The sequence below is a fragment of the Pseudomonas flavescens genome, assembly GCF_013408425.1.
Classification (GTDB): domain Bacteria; phylum Pseudomonadota; class Gammaproteobacteria; order Pseudomonadales; family Pseudomonadaceae; genus Aquipseudomonas; species Aquipseudomonas fulva_A.
On record NZ_JACBYV010000001.1, the window covers coordinates 2,886,152 to 2,902,285 of the forward strand.

Sequence of the window (16,134 nt, forward strand, 5' to 3'; positions counted from 1 at the left end):
TCATCGATCAATGAACCGCAAAACCTTCGACCGTTCCACCCTGCGTCTGGCCATCGCCTGTGCCGCGCTGGGCCTGAGTGCCTGCGCGGTCACCCCGCAAGAGCTGACACCCGAGCAGCAACTGGCCGACGCGCAGAAAGATCGCAGCGCGATGTTCGACGATCAGGAGCCGGTGACGCGCGCCATCAGCCTGGACGAAGCCATGGCCCGCGCCGTGAAGTACAACCTGCAACAGCGCCTGGGCCTGATGCAGCGCGCCCTGGAAGACAACAGCCTGAGCGTCGCCAACCTCAGCCTGCTGCCTCAACTGGCGGCCAGTGCCGGGTGGAAGGGACGCGACAATGTCGCCGGTTCATCCAGCGAATCGGTCACCACCGGGCGGCAATCCCTGGAGCCGTCGACCAGCAGCGACCGTTCCAGCCGCGACGCCAACCTGCGCCTGTCGTGGAACGTACTCGACTTCGGGGTCAGCTACTTCAGCGCCAAGGCCCAGGCCAACAAGGTACTGGCCGCCGAAGAGGCGCGCCGCAAGGTGGTCGCCGATATCGTTCAGCAGGTTCGTGACGCCTATTGGCAGGCCGCCAGCGCCGAGCGCCTGCAGCCGGAGGTGCAACGCGCCTTGAGTGATGCCCGCGGCGCTCTGGACCAGGCCCGGCAGACCGAGCGCCAGCGCCTCGTTGCGCCCCTGGAATCGCTGCGCTACCAGAAGAGCCTGCTGGAAATGATCCGCCAGCTCGAAGTGGTGGAAGGTGAACTGGCGGTGTCCAAGGCGCGCCTAGCCAGCCTGATGAATCTGCCGCCGGCGACGACCTTCAGCCTGGTTCTGCCGGACGAATCGAGCTACACCCAACCGGCCCTGGCCTACAACCTGGCGGATCTCGAAGTGACCGCCATGACGGAGCGCCCGGAGATTCGCAGCGAGAGCTATCAGGCACGCAATGCCGTGCTGGAAACCAGAGCCGCGATGCTCAAGCTGCTGCCGGGAGCCAACCTGTTCGTCGGCGCCAACTACGACAGCAACAGCTATCTGGTCAACGACAACTGGGCCGACGCCGGCATGCAGGTGAGCTGGAACCTGTTCAACGTCCTGGCTTACCCGGCCATCAAGAAAACCGGTGAAACCCGCCTGCAGGTCGCCGAGCTGCGCCGCCAGGCCATGCGCATGGCGGTGCTAACCCAGGTCAACGTGGCCTGGCGCGAGTACGAGCGTTCCAGCCAGGTGTTCGCCCGTTCCAATGAACTGCAGCAGGTGCAACGCGGCATCTTGCGGCAGAGTGAAAGCGCCTTCTCCAGCCAGGCGCAGAGCCGACTGGAGCGCGTACGCACGGCAACCGAAACGGTACTGGCGACCCGTACCCGCGACCGCGCCTTCGCCGAACTGCAGGTCGCTCACGGCGCCGTCTACCAGGCCGCCGGCCTCGATCCGCTGCCCGAACGCATCGCTGGCAGCAGCGTCGATGAGCTGACCCGCGCCATCGCAGGCAACTCCATGCGCCTCAACCAGGGCCAGGGTGCCGTGCCGGCCGGCATCGCCGCCACGCAACAGGTTCATTACGCTACCTCCACGCCGCTGGTGACGGCTGCGGCAACGAGCGCGCCACTGGTAGCCCAGCGTGCACAGCCACCCGCCAAGACCCTGCGCCTGGATATGTGGGAAAGCCTCGGCTCGTTGCGGGGCGCCGAGCTGGTTCCGGTGGAGCAGGCCAATGGCCGCTGATCAGCCGCGCGCCACGGAACGCTTCTGGCCCTCCGTCCTGGCGATACTGGTCGCCACGGCAGCCAACCTCGCCCATGCCGATGAAACGAGCAACGAGCTGCGTGTGCAGCTCAGCCCGGTCCGTCAGACGGTGCTGTCCAGCGAGCTCAGCGGCAAGCTCACCGAGTTGGCCGTCAAGGAAGGTGATCGTTTCAAGGAAGGCCAGCGCCTGGCCGCCTTCGATTGTTCGGTGCAGCGCGCGCAACTCAACCGCAGTGAAGCGGTGCAGCGCGGTGCGCAGAAGAAGCTCGACGTCGCCAAGCGCCTCGATGCCCTGGAATCCATCAGCCAGGCCGAGGTCGCCCAGGCCCAGGCCGACATGGCCGTGGCCCAGGCGGAAAGCGGCGTGGGCCGCGCCATGCTGAAGCGCTGCAATCTGGATGCGCCCTTTGCCGGACGTGTTTCGCAACGCATGGCACAGCGCTTCCAGCACGTCGCCGAAGGCACCGAGTTACTGGCGATCTATGACGACAGCGCCTACCAGCTGGAACTGATCGCCCCCTCGACCTGGATGACCTGGCTCAAGCCCGGCGTCGAGTTCGAGGTCAAACTGGACGAAACCGGGCAACGCTACCCCGCGCAGATCGAACGGCTCGGCGCGGCCATCGACCCACTCAGCCAATCGCTCAAGGTATTCGCGCGCATCACCGGCGACAACGCGGGTCTGCTCCCGGGAATGAGCGGCGTCGCGCTGCTGCAACCGCCGGCAGATGGCTCATGAACGCCAGTGTCACCACCCTGCCTGACAAACGCGCCGAGCGCATGGCGCTGTTGCTGCAACTCGAGCGTCGCGCCCGCGCCCAGAACGACGTGGCCGGCCTCGGTTTCCTGATGGTCAACGATACGCGCCAGCTACTCGACTATCAGGAAGCCTTTCTGTGGGATGCCGACAAGGGACGTATCAGCGCCTGCTCCGGGCTCGCCCAGGTAGAGGCCAATGCTCCCCTGATGCTGTTTCTGGGCCGCCTCTGTTCGGGCTGGGATAGCCAGCCCCGGGCGGCCGAGTTGCGTGATCTGAGCACCGCCGATGCCCCCGCTGCTCTGCAGGCCGGATGGTCGGAATACCTGGCGCCCCGCCTGCTGCGCCTGCCTCTGAAAGACCGCGACGGCCAGGTGCTCGGCAGCCTGCTGCTGAGCCGCGAACCCGCGCTGGCACGTCCGGAACGGGCGCTGCTGGAGCTACTGCTGGACGCCTACGGGCATGCCTGGGCCAGCCTCATGGGCGGCAAGAAGCGCTCGTTGGTCAATCGCTTGCGCAAGCGACCACGGCGGATCGCGCTGGTCGCCTGCGCCCTGGCACTGTCGACCGCGCTGCTGCCGGTGCATCAGACGGTACTGGCCCCGGCCGAAATCATGCCGCGCAACCCGGCGGTGCTGCGTGCCCCGCTGCAGGCGGTGGTCGAACGCATTCTGGTGCAACCCAACCAGGAGGTGAAGAACGGCGATGCGCTGGTACAGCTGGACAAGCGCGAGCTGGAAAGCCGACTGGAATCGTCCCGGCAAACCTTCGCGGCGGCCGACGCCCAGTTGCGCCAGACGCGCCAGCAGGCACTGTTCGACGAGCGTGCCAAGGCCGCCCTGGCCGAACTGATCACCCGTCGCGACCAGGCCCGCGCCGACCTGGCCTTCATCGAAGACAACCTGCAGCGCAGCCTGATTCTGGCCCCCCGTGATGGGGTGGCGATCTTCGACGACCCCAGTGACTGGATCGGCCGGCCGGTCAGCCTCGGCGAGCGCATCATGCAGGTCGCCGATCCCCACGACGCGCGCCTGGAAATCCAGCTACCGGTGGCCGATGCCATCGCCCTGGAGCCGGGTGCCGAGGTGCTGCTGTTTCTCAACAGCCAACCGGGCAGCCCCCTCCCCGCCAGCCTCGAGCGCTATGGCTATCGTGCCTCAGCGAGTGCGGACGGCAGCATGGCTTACCGCCTGCAAGCGGGCTTCAGCGAGGCCGACCCGCGCCTGCGCGTCGGCCTCAAGGGCACGGCCAAGCTATATGGCGAACGTACCTTGCTGATTCACTACCTGCTGCGCCGCCCCCTGGCAGCGCTGCGCGTCCACCTGGGCTGGTAGATGAACGCACCGCTCGCTCTGCCCTCCACGAATCGCGCACCACGCCTGCCCGATCTGCGCCGGACCCTGCGCCTACACCCAGGCCCTCGCTCGCGAGACGGCGCGCCAAGCTGGACACTCGAAGACGCTGCCCGCGGGCGTTTCTACCGGATCGGCTGGGCCGAAGCGGAAATTCTCGCCCGCTGGCAGATGGGCAGTGCCCAGGCAATCGCCGAAGCAATTAACCGGGAAACCACACTGGCCCTGAGCCGTGAGGACGTCGACGCCTTCAGCCAGTTCCTGCGCAGCATGCAACTGGTCGAAGTCAGTGGTGACGCAGCCCTGGCCGATCTGCGCAAACGCGGCGAAGCGGGCAAGAGCAGCGGTTGGAGCGCCTGGCTGCTGAGCAACTACCTGTCGATCCGCATTCCGCTGCTTCGTCCGGATCGCTTCCTGTCGCGCAGCTATCGCCACGTCGCCCCGCTGTTCAGCCGCAGCTTCGCACTGGCCACGCTCACGGCAGCAGTGCTTGGCCTGTATCTGGCGGCGCGCCAGTGGGACAGTTTCTTACACACCTTCCTGCATTTCTTCAGCCTGGAAGGCGCGCTGCTGGCAGCCGTAACGCTGAGCCTGACCAAGGTGCTCCACGAATTCGGACATGCCTACACCTGCAAACGCTATGGCTGCCGAGTGCCGACCATGGGCGTGGCCTTTCTGGTCCTGTGGCCGGTGCTCTACACCGACGCCAGCGGCGCCTGGCGGCTCACCTCACGACGTCAACGGATGGCCATCGGCGCTGCCGGCATGGGCGTGGAACTGTGTCTGGCCGCCTGGGCGACACTGGCCTGGAGCTTTCTACCGGATGGCATGCTGCGCAGCGCGGCATTCATGCTGGCCAGTACCACCTGGATACTCACCCTCGCGGTGAATCTCAATCCGCTGATGCGCTTCGACGGCTACTTCCTGTTCTCCGACCTGCTCGACGTACCCAACCTGCAGGAGCGCGCCTTCGCCCTCGCCCGCTGGCGCATGCGCGAAACCCTGTTCGGCTTCGGCGATGCGCCTCCCGAACACTTCGCACCGGCGCTGCGGCGCGTGTTGCTGGGCTACGCATTCGCCACCTGGGTGTACCGCTTCTTCCTGTTTCTGGGCATCGCCCTGCTGGTCTATCACTTCGCCTTCAAGCTGCTCGGCGTGCTGCTGTTCATCGTCGAGATCGTGCATTTCATTCTCCGCCCGATCATCGGCGAGCTGCGCCACTGGCACCAACGCCGCAAGGACTACCGCATGAACCGCAACACCCTGATCTGCGCCAGCGTATTGCTGGTCGCACTCTTTCTGCTGGCCTGGCCGTGGCGCAGCCGAATCGAGGCGCCAGCCCTGTTACGCGCAGAACGACAGGCGATTCTGCTCACCCCGGCGGGCGCCAGGCTGGAGCGTATAGAGGTGCAGCCGGGGGAACCCGTACGTGCTGGGCAAACGCTGTTTCGCCTGCACTCGGCGCAGCTGCAGCACGACCTGCAAGGCCTCGAGCGAGAAATCGAGCAACTGCGCCAGCAAAGCAGCCTGCAGGTTCGCGCCAGTGAAGGATCCGCCCGCCAGTCGATCGCCCGGGAAGAATTACAGGTGGCGCTCGAGCGGCGTCTTGCCCTGCAGGAGCGAATGGCGCAACTGCAGGTCAAGGCACCGTTCGATGGCGTGCTGGTCGATAGCGCCGCTCCGCTGGCCGCAGGTGAATGGTTGCCTGCAGGCGAATGGCTGGGCACGGTCGCCAATGCAGGCAGCGAACGGGTCGAAGCGTTCGTCGGCGAGGCGGATCGCGAGCGCCTGCAGGTCGGCGCTCAGGCCTGGTTCCTGCCAGAAGATCCGGGGCGCCCGCGCCGCCTGCTGCAGGTCGAGGACATTGGCCAGACCGCAGTACGCCAGCTCACCTCTGCCCCGGAACTGGCGTCGGTTTATCAGGGCGCGCTGGCGGCGCAACTCGATGAGCAGCGTGTACCGGTTCCCGAACAGGCGCTGTATCGTGTGCAACTGCGCCCTCTGGACAACCACAGCGAAGCGATGCCGATCACCCTGCGTGGCAATGCCTCGATCAGTGGTGATGCCCGCAGCCCGCTGATGCAGGCGTGGCGCCGCGTGCTGACTATTCTGATACGTGAATCGGCGTTTTGAACGGTTAAGCGTTCTTAATGATCCGCAGATTGCCCTGCACCCGGGTTCTCGCCATCATCGGCCTCATTGAGAATCTTGCACCGGAAGCCCAACGATGACAGCCATCGCCCACCCCACCGCGCAACTGCCCCTGAGCAAACGCCTGAAAGCCGGCACCAGCCGCGACCATGACAGCGTCGATACACTGGTCATGCAGGCCCGTCCGTTCGAGAGCCTGCTGCGCTATGGCTATTTCCTGCGCCTGCAGCATCGCTTCCATGGTTCCATCGACGCGCTGTATGACGATATCGAACTCAATCGTCTGCTGCCGGGCTTGAGTGAGCTGCCGCGTTTCGAAGCGGTGTGCGCGGATATGGCCGACCTGGATCTGGTGGTGCCATCCGCCCCGCCAGCGGTGGCCCCCACCAGCACCCATGCAGCCCTGGGCTGGCTGTATTGCAGTGAAGGTTCCAACCTGGGTGCGGCCTTTCTGTTCAAGGAAACCCAGCAGATCGGCCTCGATGCCGAGAACGGCGCCCGCCACCTGGCGGCCCACCCGGATGGTCGCGGCTTGCACTGGCGCCAGTTCGTCGCCCTGCTCGACGGCCTTGAGCTGACCGAGCCCCAGCGCGAAGAAGCGGTCAGCGGCGCCGTTGCGGCATTCGACTTCTATCGTGCCGCGCTACGCGAGATCTTCCCAGCGGCCTGAAGAGCCAAGGGTGGAACGTGATCAAACAGCGTTTCACCGCCCCGCCCTCCCCAATCGCGGCCTGCTAGAATGCCCTCCTCACCCGGAGGAACCATGGCCGAACACGATTTCCGCTACAACCTGCTCAACCCCGAACACACCCTGATCGAGTGCCGCGCGCTGGCTCCCGGCCGTTATCAGGTCACCGGTAACGGCGGCTCGATCAAGAGCAACGACGCCCTGGTGGTCAGCCTCAAAGGCAGCCGTGACCTGAGCATGCGTCTGCAGGTCGACAAGGTTCGCCACCTGATCAATCCTCCCGGCCAGTGGGTTGCGGTCGCCCACGGGCCTGCCTTTACCGAACTGTCGATCTTCAACTGGCAAGTCACCTGCGACGGTTGCGGCAAGCAACTGGACTTCGAATTCGCGGTCGATAGTGCGCTGGGCAAGAAAGCCCAGACGCCCGCTGCCGATGCTCGCCTCGTGGAGCTGGGCTGGCGTAAACAGCAGGACAAACACCTGTGTCCTGCGTGTCTGAAAAAGGAGGCCTGATGAAACCGCTTCTCGCCCTGGGCTTGGCGACCGCCGCCCTGGCTGGCTGCGCCGGCAAACCGGTGCAACTGGAAACCGAGCGCGTCTACCGCGTCGAATGGATTGGCGAACGTCCGCTGATCGACAACAGCCACCTGACCATCACCCTGGATGACGACGGTCGCGCCTATGGCAACGCCGGCTGCAACCACTGGTTCGCCAGTTACCAGCGTGAAGGCGACAAGCTGACCTTCAGCCAGGCCGGCAGCACCCGCAAAATGTGCGCACCGGCACTGATGGAACAGGAAAGCCGTTTCCTGCAGAGCCTGAGCACCATCGAACGCTGGGATATCTCGCCGATCGAGCAACTGCGCCTGTGGCCAGCCAGCGGCAAACCGATCCGGCTGTGGCCTGACGAATAAGAGCCGGGGCCGACGTGGCGATCGGCGGAAAACCTTGATCGCCCGCAAGCGGGCTCCTACATGGTGCTGTGCCTGGCAACTGCTGTGCACAGACAACACGTAGGGGCTGGCTTGCCGGCGATACGCTTTGGGGACTACTGGCGCAGCTCTGCCTATTTACGACTCAACGGGCGTGAACAGATCCAACTGCTCATGCTTGCCACGCAAATCCTGCAAACGCACGCCCACGCCCAGCAAACGTACCGGTCGGTTGCCGCGCGCATGGGCGTTGCTGAGCAGGGCTCGATAGCTGTCCAGATCACGGGCGGCGCCGGCCTGTTCGAGGGTGGTCTGGGTGAAGTCGTGGAACTTGACCTTGACGAAGGGCTTGCCCACCCGATAGCTGCCGTCCAGGCGGGTCATGCGCCGCTCCAGCTCTTCCAGCAGCGCAGGTAGTTGCGCCAGGCAGGCTTCCAGGTCTGGCAGATCCTGATCGTAGGTGTTTTCCACGCTCATCGACTGACGGCGACTGTCCGTCTGCACCGCGCGCTCGTCGATGCCATGGGCCAGGCTCCACAGGCGCTCGCCAAAACTGCCGAACTCACGCACCAGGCGCAGCTTGTTCCACTCGCGCAGGTCACTGCAGGTGCGTATGCCCAGGCGGGTCAGCTTGTCGGCGGTCACCTTGCCGACACCATGCAGCTTGGTGACCGGCAACTCGGCGACGAAGTCCTCGACCTGATCGGGGGTAATCACGAATATGCCATTGGGTTTGCGCCAGTCGCTGGCGATCTTGGCCAGGAACTTGTTCGGCGCGACCCCTGCCGACACGGTGATATGCAGGTCGCTGGATACCCGGCGTCGAATGTCCTGGGCGATACGTGTGGCGCTGCCGCCGAAGTGTTGGCAGTTGGACACGTCGAGAAAGGCCTCATCCAGGGACAGCGGCTCGATCTGATCGGTGTAGTCGCGAAAGATCGCGTGAATGTCCAGGGATACGGCGCGGTAGACATCGAAGCGGGGTTTGACGATCAGCAGGTCCGGGCACAGCTTCAGCGCATGCCCCGAGGCCATGGCCGAGCGCACCCCATAGGCACGCGCCTCGTAGTTGCAGGTGGCGATCACTCCGCGCCGATCCGCCGAGCCGCCCACGGCCATGGGCTTGTCGGCCAGGGCCGGGTTGTCGCGCATTTCGACGGAGGCGTAGAAGGCGTCACAGTCGATATGGATGATCTTGCGCTGTGCCATAGACCTGAAAACGAGAGAGCTGGCCGACCATGAACAGCGGCGGGCAAAGGTGGATGGGCACCTTACTGTATATAAGAACAGCCTTCCAGCTCGACGTTGCGCATTTCATCGCCCTGCATGCCATGGGCGCTGACGCCATAAAACCGCCTGAAAGGCCCGCATGGCAGGGGCTAGACTGTCTACGACACGTGCGCAGCGCTGCTAACTGATTGAACGGAAAACAGTTTTTTCCCAGATAAGCGTTGACAGCATGCCTCAGATGAATAGAATGGCGACCGCGGGATGGAGCAGTCTGGTAGCTCGTCGGGCTCATAACCCGAAGGTCGTCGGTTCAAATCCGGCTCCCGCAACCAGATACTCAGAAAGGCCACTCAATCGAGTGGCCTTTTTGTTTTTCTGCCCTATTGATTTAACTAATTGATTGAAAAGCATAAATCGATTGACAGATGTCCGTTTCCATATAGAATTGCCGGCGCGGGATGGAGCAGTCTGGTAGCTCGTCGGGCTCATAACCCGAAGGTCGTCGGTTCAAATCCGGCTCCCGCAACCAGATACTCAAAAAGGCCACTCAATCGAGTGGCCTTTTTGTTTTTCCGCTCTGTCGATTTAACTAATTGATTGAAAAGCACAAATCGATTGACAGATGTCCGTTTCCATATAGAATTGCCGGCGCGGGATGGAGCAGTCTGGTAGCTCGTCGGGCTCATAACCCGAAGGTCGTCGGTTCAAATCCGGCTCCCGCAACCACCTTCGAAACGAAAGCCCTGACAGCCTAGCTGTCGGGGCTTTCGTTTTATGGGCGCCTGAAAACGTCCGGGCACCACCTGCACACACTCTCTTCAGGCACTATCCTCTTCTGCAGATAAATCTTTCCCGGTGTCAGGCATGCACACCTTGAAGCGGCACGCCTGTACCCATACATTATTTGTCACACAAAGAAACTTGGCTTCCGCCTTCCAATCTGAGCCGCACTACCCAAGAGGTATCCGATGCGCGCCAGCTCCGACGCTACTGCCCCACCTTCCCTGCCCAAATCTCAACTGCTGCTATGGCGCCAACGCCTGGACCGATACCGCCAGCCGCTGGGGCTGAGTGCCGCCCTGCTGCTATTCGTGGTGGCGCTGCTCGCCTGCCGGCATCTGCTCGATGAACTCGACCCGAGTGCGCTGCACCAGTCCATACTGGCGGTGCCGACCGTGAATCTGTTCGGCGCCGTTGGCCTGACCATACTGGGCTTCATCGCCCTGCTCGGTTACGAATGGTCGGCCAGTCGCTACGCAGCCGTCAGCCTGCCAGCCCGCACACTGGCCACCGGCGGCTTCTGCGCGTTCGCCATCGGCAATGCGGTCGGCCTGTCGATGCTTTCCGGGGGCTCGATTCGCTATCGCCTGTATGCCCGCCATGGCATCGGCGCCGGTGACGTGGCGCGCATGACGGTATTCGCCAGCCTGTCACTCGGCTGCGCCCTGCCCCTGCTGGCAGCCCTCGCAGCCTTGGCGGATCCTGGTGCAGCGGCCGCCGCCCTGCACCTACCAACACCGGTATTGATCGCCCTCTGTTTGGTTCTTCTGGCCCTCGGCGCGGCGCTGCTTCTGGCTTTGCACCGCGCTCGCCTGGCGGAAAGACCAGCCCCGGACTGCGTCACCGTGCGCCTGCACAGGCACCTGCTGCGCCTGCCCGACACACGCCTGACCCTGCTTCAGGTACTGATCACCCTGGTCGATGTCAGTGCCGCAGCAGGCGTGCTGTATCTGCTGCTGCCCGAAGCGCCGCCCTTCACCACCTTCCTGCTGGTCTATCTGCTGGCGCTGGCCGCTGGCGTGCTCAGCCACGTGCCCGGCGGCGTAGGGGTGTTCGAGGCGGTGCTGCTGGCAGCCTTCGCCAACGAACTGGGCGCTGCCCCCCTGGCTGCAGCGCTGCTGCTGTATCGCCTCATTTATATCGTGCTGCCATTGCTGGTGGCCTGCCTGCTGCTGCTGGCCATCGAGCTGCGCCGTCTGGTGGATGCCCGCCAGGCGATTCGTGCGGCCAGCGGCCTGGCCGCTCCAGTTCTGGCGCTGCTGGTGTTCATCTCGGGGATGGTGCTGCTGTTCTCCGGCGCGACACCGAGCCTGGACGAACGCCTGGAGATTCTCGACTTTCTCATTCCGCACCGACTGATCGATGCCTCGCACTTCGGCGCCAGCCTGATCGGCCTGCTCTGTCTGCTGCTGGCCCAGGGGCTGCGCCGCCGTCTCTCCGCGGCCTGGGCGATGACCCTTGGGCTGTTGGTCACCGGTGCGGTGCTTTCGCTGCTCAAGGGCTTCGACTGGGAGGAAGCGTTGCTGCTGAGCATCACCGCTGGCCTGCTGGCCCTATTCCGCCCCTACTTCTATCGCCCCAGCCGCATCATGGAGCTGCCGTTCTCACCCTGGCACCTGGCGGCCAGCGCCTGCGTGCTCGGTGCCTCCATCTGGCTGCTGTTCTTCGCCTATCAGGACGTGCCCTACGAACACCAGTTGTGGTGGCAGTTCGCGGTCAACGCCGATGCACCACGGGGCCTGCGTGCCGCCCTCGGTTGCGTGCTGCTGCTCGGCGTGGTCTTCCTTGCCTGGCTGCTGCGCGCCGCACCACCGGCCATCACCCTGCCAAGCAGCGAAGAACTGGATCGCGCAGCGCAGATCATCAAGGCCTCCGACCAGGCCGATGGCGGCCTCGCACTGACCGGCGACAAGGCCCTGCTGGTACACCCGCAGGGCGATGCCTTTCTGATGTACTCGCGCCGCGCCCGCAGCATGGTCGCCCTGTTCGATCCAATCGGCACCACGCAGCGGCGTGCCGAGCTGGTCTGGCAATTCCGCGATCTGTGCGACCGCCACCACACCCGCCCGGTGTTCTATCAGGTGCGCGCCGAGAACCTGCCGCTGTACATGGACATCGGCCTCACCGCCATCAAGCTGGGCGAGGAAGCCCGGGTCGATCTGAATCGCTTCGACCTGGACAGCACCGGCAAGACCATGAAGGACCTGCGCTACACCTGGAACCGCGGGCAGCGCGACGGCCTGGTGCTGGAATTCTTCGAGCCCGGCCAAGCGCCTCTCGACGAACTGCGCGGCATCTCCGATGCCTGGCTGAACGGCAAGCAGATGCGCGAGAAAGGCTTTTCCCTCGGTCGTTTCGACCCCGCCTATCTGCGTCACTTCCGTATCGTCGTCGCGCGGGTCGAGGGCCGTGCCGTGGCCTTCGCCAACCTGCTGGAGACCGACAGCCGCGACCTCGCCACTCTCGATCTGATGCGTGTGCTGCCGGATGCGCCAAAGCTGACCATGGAATTTCTCATGCTCGGCCTGATCCTGCATTTCAAGGCAGCCGGCTTCGCCCGCTTCAGCCTCGGCATGGTACCGCTCTCCGGCCTGCAGCCGCGTCGCGGTGCGCCACTGGCCCAGCGCCTTGGCGCCCTGGTGTTCCAGCGCGGTGAGGCGTTCTACAACTTCCAAGGCCTGCGTCGCTTCAAGGACAAGTTCCAGCCGGACTGGGAACCCCGCTACATGGCCGTACCTGCCGGGCTCGATCCGCTGGTGGCGCTGACCGATACCGCCGCGCTGATCGCCGGCGGTTTTACCGGACTGGTGAAACGTTGATGACCCGTACTGCCAAACGCCTGATACCGATACTGATCCTCCTGCTCGTGCCGCTCGCTGGCGGCCTCTACTACTGGCTGCGGCCGCCCGCCGAAGCCAGCCTGGCACGCCAGCCACTGGCCTCCGGCGGCGATCTGGTGCTAGTCACGCCGGGTGACAGGGTGCAACGTCGCGTGCTCCTGGCCCTGCCCACCGACCAGCAACTCAGCGATGCCGAGCTGTTGGAACTGGCGCAATCCAATCACGCCATGATCGGCCAGTACCAGGCCATAGCGCAGAGCTGCGAGGTCCAGGCCAAACGTCTGCAAGAGGCCACCGCCCAGATGGACGGCCCAGTGAACCTGTTCGCTGGCAGCGACAATGCCGCCATGCTCGCCTGGCGCTGGCTCGCCACCCAGAATGATGACAAGGCCCAGGCGCTCTCCGTTGGCTTCTCGCTGGACAAACCCGATTGCGATACGCCGCCACCTACGAGCAGCGCACAGGGTCACTGGCTGGCCGTGTGGAACGACAACCCGGATGACGCCAGCGCGCGCTTCGTGCGCCAGCAGAGCAATGCCGAAACCCTGATCGGCGACTACCAGACCGCGCCCAAGGCGCTGCTCACCGCGCAACTGCGTCGCCTGCTGCAAGGCGCCAGCGATGCCCTGCCGGTGGTCGAAGTGCCGGCAACCCAGCCCGGCGAGACCGTGAGCCTGTTCTACTCGGGTGATGGCGGCTGGCGTGACCTGGACAAGGCAGTCGCCGAACAGATGGCCGAACGGGGCTACCCGGTGGTTGGCGTCGACACCCTGCGCTACTTCTGGCAGCGCAAGAGCCCCGAACAAGCCGCCAGCGACCTCTCCGAACTGATGCGCGAGTACCGGGAGAAATGGCACGCCAAACGCTTCGTGCTGATTGGCTACTCATTCGGCGCCGATGTGATGCCGGCGCTCTACAACCGCCTGCCCGACAGCGACAAGCGCCAGGTCGACGCCGTGCTGCTGCTGGCCCTGGCGCGCAGCGGCGCCTTCGAGATCCGCGTTCAGGGCTGGCTCGGCAAAGATGCCAGCGAAGCGGCCACCGGGCCGGAGCTGGTCAAGCTGCCGGCGGAAAAGGTGCTGTGCGTCTATGGCAGCGAAGAGGCGCCGGAAAGCGGCTGCACGCAAGAGCAGAGCGTCGGTGAGAAACTACAGTTGCCCGGCGGGCATCACTACGACAAGGATTACCCGGCGCTGGCCGAGCGGCTCATCGGGGCGATCCAGAAGCGCCAGAAGTAGACACAACTGAGCCTCTGAGGTGAGACCAGGCGTCGGCGTGCAGCACGGCCCGTCGGCAGTGCTGGCAAAGTCTCGCGCTCGCCGCTAGAATTGCGCACTTTTTGATCAGAGGCGCCCGAGCGCCCGCATCATCTCAGCCTGAGGTTCGCCCGCATGACCACCACCGCCACCCCGAAAGTTGGGTTCGTCTCCCTTGGCTGCCCGAAAGCCCTGGTCGATTCCGAACGCATCCTCACCCAGTTGCGCATGGAAGGTTATGAGGTCGTGCCGACCTATCAGGATGCCGACGTGGTGGTGGTCAACACCTGTGGCTTCATCGACAGCGCCAAGGCCGAGTCGCTGGAAGTGATCGGTGAAGCGATCAAGGAGAACGGCAAGGTCATCGTCACCGGCTGCATGGGCGTCGAAGAAGGCAGCATCCGTGACGTGCACCCCAGCGTGCTGTCGGTCACCGGCCCGCAGCAATACGAGCAGGTGGTCAACGCCGTGCACGACGTAGTGCCACCGCGCCAGGATCACAACCCGCTGATCGATCTGGTGCCGCCCCAGGGCGTCAAACTCACCCCGCGCCACTACGCCTACCTGAAGATTTCCGAAGGCTGCAACCACAGCTGCAGCTTCTGCATCATCCCGTCGATGCGTGGCAAGCTGGTCAGCCGCCCGGTGGGTGACGTGCTGGGCGAGGCCGAGCGCCTGGTCAAGGCCGGCGTCAAGGAGCTGCTGGTGATCAGCCAGGACACCAGCGCCTACGGCGTCGACCTCAAGTACAAGACCGATTTCTGGAACGGCCAGCCGGTCAAGACACGCATGAAAGAGCTCTGCGAAGCGCTCTCCAGCATGGGCGTATGGGTGCGCCTGCATTACGTGTACCCGTACCCCAACGTCGACGACATCATCCCGCTGATGGCCGCCGGCAAGATCCTGCCTTACCTGGACATCCCCTTCCAGCACGCCAGCCCGCGCGTCCTCAAGCTGATGAAGCGCCCGGCCTTCGAAGACCGCACCCTGGCGCGCATCAAGTCCTGGCGCGAGCAGTGCCCGGACCTGACCATCCGTTCGACCTTCATCGTCGGCTTCCCCGGCGAAACCGAAGAAGACTTCCAGTACCTGCTCGACTGGCTGACCGAAGCCCAGCTCGACCGCGTCGGCTGCTTCCAGTACTCGCCGGTGGAAGGCGCGCCGGCCAACGACCTGGACGTGGATATCGTCCCGGATGACGTCAAACAGGATCGCTGGGATCGCTTCATGGCCCACCAGCAGGCCATCAGTACCGCACGCCTGCAGATGAAGATCGGCCGCGAAATGGACGTACTGATCGACGAAGTCGACGACCAGGGCGCCGTGGCCCGCTCCTGGGCCGATGCCCCGGAAATCGACGGCAGCGTCTTTATCGAAGGCACCGACTTCCAGCCGGGCGACAAGGTACGCGTGCGTATCGTCGATGCCGATGAGTACGATATGTGGGCTGAGCGGGTTTAAGCCCCTTCCCTCACGAAAAACGCCCATTGGGCCGGAATGACGCACCGCGTCAGCCCGGCTCAATGGGCGTTTTAGTATCGGGCCCTTCGACAAAGAGCAGAGAAATCATGAACCGCCGCAAGAAGATAAAGCAGCTGTTAGAGGCCCACGCCAAAAAGGCCAACGCCAAGCTGGCGCCGAAGAACAAGCCCAAGTACATCTGCAAGGCCGACAGGCTGAAACTGGCCAATGAAGCGGCCGAGGCGCCAGCCGTTTTGCCTGAGAGCTGAGTACTCGCTGACGCCTGTGGCTAATACGCCATACTGCTTTTGGGCGCGGGCAAAAGTGCCTCAACCAAACGTCGGCCGTAGAGGTAGTCATGTGCAAGCCATGGAAGATAAGCACTGTTTATGCGCTTTGTTTTTTGCTCAGTGCCTGCATCGGTTCAACACCGCCTCAACCCTGGTTCGAGGGCGAGGCCGCATGGCCGAGTATTCACAGGTTTGAAGTGACCACTGACGGAAAACCACAGCCCTTCGAAATCGCCACGAAAATCCATTATGTAGACACGTCCAGCACCTGGATCTACCTGTATGTGAATGACTTCAAAAGAGGCTCAGCCCCAATAAGTTATTCGGCCAAAGGTGCCTACATGGAAAAGGAAAACGGCGAACGCCTTACACCAACGCTCTATATCACCAGCCCGCATGCAGAAAACATATCGCCGGGCCTTCCGTGGGCAGGGAAAATTCCGGATATCGCCGTACACCAACCGGCAGTGAACCCCAACGATAGCGGCGGAGTGCATGGCGGCGTTGACTTGCGTTTCGATACATCGCCACCAGAGGCAGGATCACGATGGACCTTGCACCTGGGCAAAGTGAGCATCGCCGATGCAGATGTCGAAATCCCGAAACGAACGATAATTCTCAGAGCCAGGCAGTGGTACACGGTGCCCGTACAATGACTA

At 63.9% G+C, this 16,134-nt stretch carries 13 protein-coding genes and 3 tRNA genes; 15 read left to right on the forward strand and 1 reads right to left on the reverse strand.

Features of this window, described 5'->3' with window-relative positions:
- Positions 1-10 precede the first annotated feature (10 nt).
- The 7 genes from FHR27_RS12915 (at position 11) to FHR27_RS12945 (ending at position 7,600) form a co-directional block, all read left to right on the forward strand.
- The gene (locus FHR27_RS12915; protein ID WP_179538747.1) at positions 11-1,717 is read left to right on the forward strand and encodes a TolC family protein; all 1,707 of its coding nucleotides are present in this window, start codon (positions 11-13) and stop codon (positions 1,715-1,717) included.
- Positions 1,707-2,477 carry an efflux RND transporter periplasmic adaptor subunit gene (locus FHR27_RS12920; RefSeq protein WP_052493736.1) on the forward strand — a complete coding sequence of 257 codons (771 nt, stop codon included), beginning with the start codon at positions 1,707-1,709 and terminating at the stop codon, positions 2,475-2,477. Before FHR27_RS12915 ends, FHR27_RS12920 begins: the two co-directional genes overlap by 11 nt.
- Positions 2,474-3,829 carry an efflux RND transporter periplasmic adaptor subunit gene (locus tag FHR27_RS12925; protein ID WP_179538748.1) on the forward strand — a complete coding sequence of 452 codons (1,356 nt, stop codon included), beginning with the start codon at positions 2,474-2,476 and terminating at the stop codon, positions 3,827-3,829. The genes FHR27_RS12920 and FHR27_RS12925 overlap by 4 nt, the downstream gene beginning before the upstream one ends.
- Entirely contained in the window at positions 3,830-5,980 is a 2,151-nt protein-coding gene (locus FHR27_RS12930; protein ID WP_042551926.1) for an HlyD family efflux transporter periplasmic adaptor subunit, read from the forward strand.
- 94 nt (positions 5,981-6,074) lie between these two features.
- The gene (locus FHR27_RS12935; RefSeq protein WP_179538749.1) at positions 6,075-6,668 is read left to right on the forward strand and encodes a biliverdin-producing heme oxygenase; all 594 of its coding nucleotides are present in this window, start codon (positions 6,075-6,077) and stop codon (positions 6,666-6,668) included.
- A gap of 93 nt (positions 6,669-6,761) precedes the next feature.
- Positions 6,762-7,199: a hypothetical protein gene (locus FHR27_RS12940; protein WP_179538750.1), complete on the forward strand. Its 438-nt coding sequence runs from the start codon at positions 6,762-6,764 to the stop codon at positions 7,197-7,199.
- A complete protein-coding gene (locus FHR27_RS12945) occupies positions 7,199-7,600 on the forward strand; it encodes an META domain-containing protein (protein WP_179538751.1) in 402 nt (133 codons plus the stop codon). Before FHR27_RS12940 ends, FHR27_RS12945 begins: the two co-directional genes overlap by 1 nt.
- 156 nt (positions 7,601-7,756) lie before the next feature.
- Here FHR27_RS12945 and dinB read toward each other — a convergent pair whose 3' ends face one another.
- Positions 7,757-8,827, reverse strand: a complete 1,071-nt coding sequence (dinB, locus tag FHR27_RS12950) for a DNA polymerase IV (protein ID WP_179538752.1) — start codon at positions 8,825-8,827, stop codon at positions 7,757-7,759.
- A 276-nt stretch (positions 8,828-9,103) separates the two neighbouring features.
- On the opposite strand from dinB, the gene FHR27_RS12955 reads away from it, so the two are divergent.
- The 8 genes from FHR27_RS12955 to FHR27_RS12990 all read left to right on the forward strand — a co-directional run bounded on the left by FHR27_RS12955 (position 9,104) and on the right by FHR27_RS12990 (position 16,131).
- Positions 9,104-9,180, forward strand: a tRNA-Met gene (locus FHR27_RS12955).
- A gap of 120 nt (positions 9,181-9,300) precedes the next feature.
- A tRNA-Met gene (locus FHR27_RS12960) sits at positions 9,301-9,377 on the forward strand.
- A 120-nt stretch (positions 9,378-9,497) separates the two neighbouring features.
- A tRNA-Met gene (locus FHR27_RS12965) sits at positions 9,498-9,574 on the forward strand.
- A gap of 242 nt (positions 9,575-9,816) precedes the next feature.
- Positions 9,817-12,447, forward strand: coding sequence for a bifunctional lysylphosphatidylglycerol flippase/synthetase MprF (gene mprF / locus FHR27_RS12970; protein ID WP_179538753.1), 2,631 nt, complete (start codon positions 9,817-9,819; stop codon positions 12,445-12,447).
- A complete protein-coding gene (locus FHR27_RS12975) occupies positions 12,447-13,706 on the forward strand; it encodes a virulence factor family protein (protein WP_179538754.1) in 1,260 nt (419 codons plus the stop codon). The genes mprF and FHR27_RS12975 overlap by 1 nt, the downstream gene beginning before the upstream one ends.
- A gap of 153 nt (positions 13,707-13,859) precedes the next feature.
- Positions 13,860-15,185 (forward strand): 30S ribosomal protein S12 methylthiotransferase RimO, encoded by a 1,326-nt coding sequence (gene rimO, locus FHR27_RS12980; protein WP_042551933.1) that lies wholly within the window; start codon positions 13,860-13,862, stop codon positions 15,183-15,185.
- 107 nt (positions 15,186-15,292) lie between these two features.
- Positions 15,293-15,454, forward strand: a complete 162-nt coding sequence (locus tag FHR27_RS12985) for a DUF2986 domain-containing protein (protein ID WP_082045683.1) — start codon at positions 15,293-15,295, stop codon at positions 15,452-15,454.
- A gap of 89 nt (positions 15,455-15,543) precedes the next feature.
- A complete protein-coding gene (locus tag FHR27_RS12990) occupies positions 15,544-16,131 on the forward strand; it encodes a hypothetical protein (protein WP_156152630.1) in 588 nt (195 codons plus the stop codon).
- Positions 16,132-16,134 lie beyond the last annotated feature (3 nt).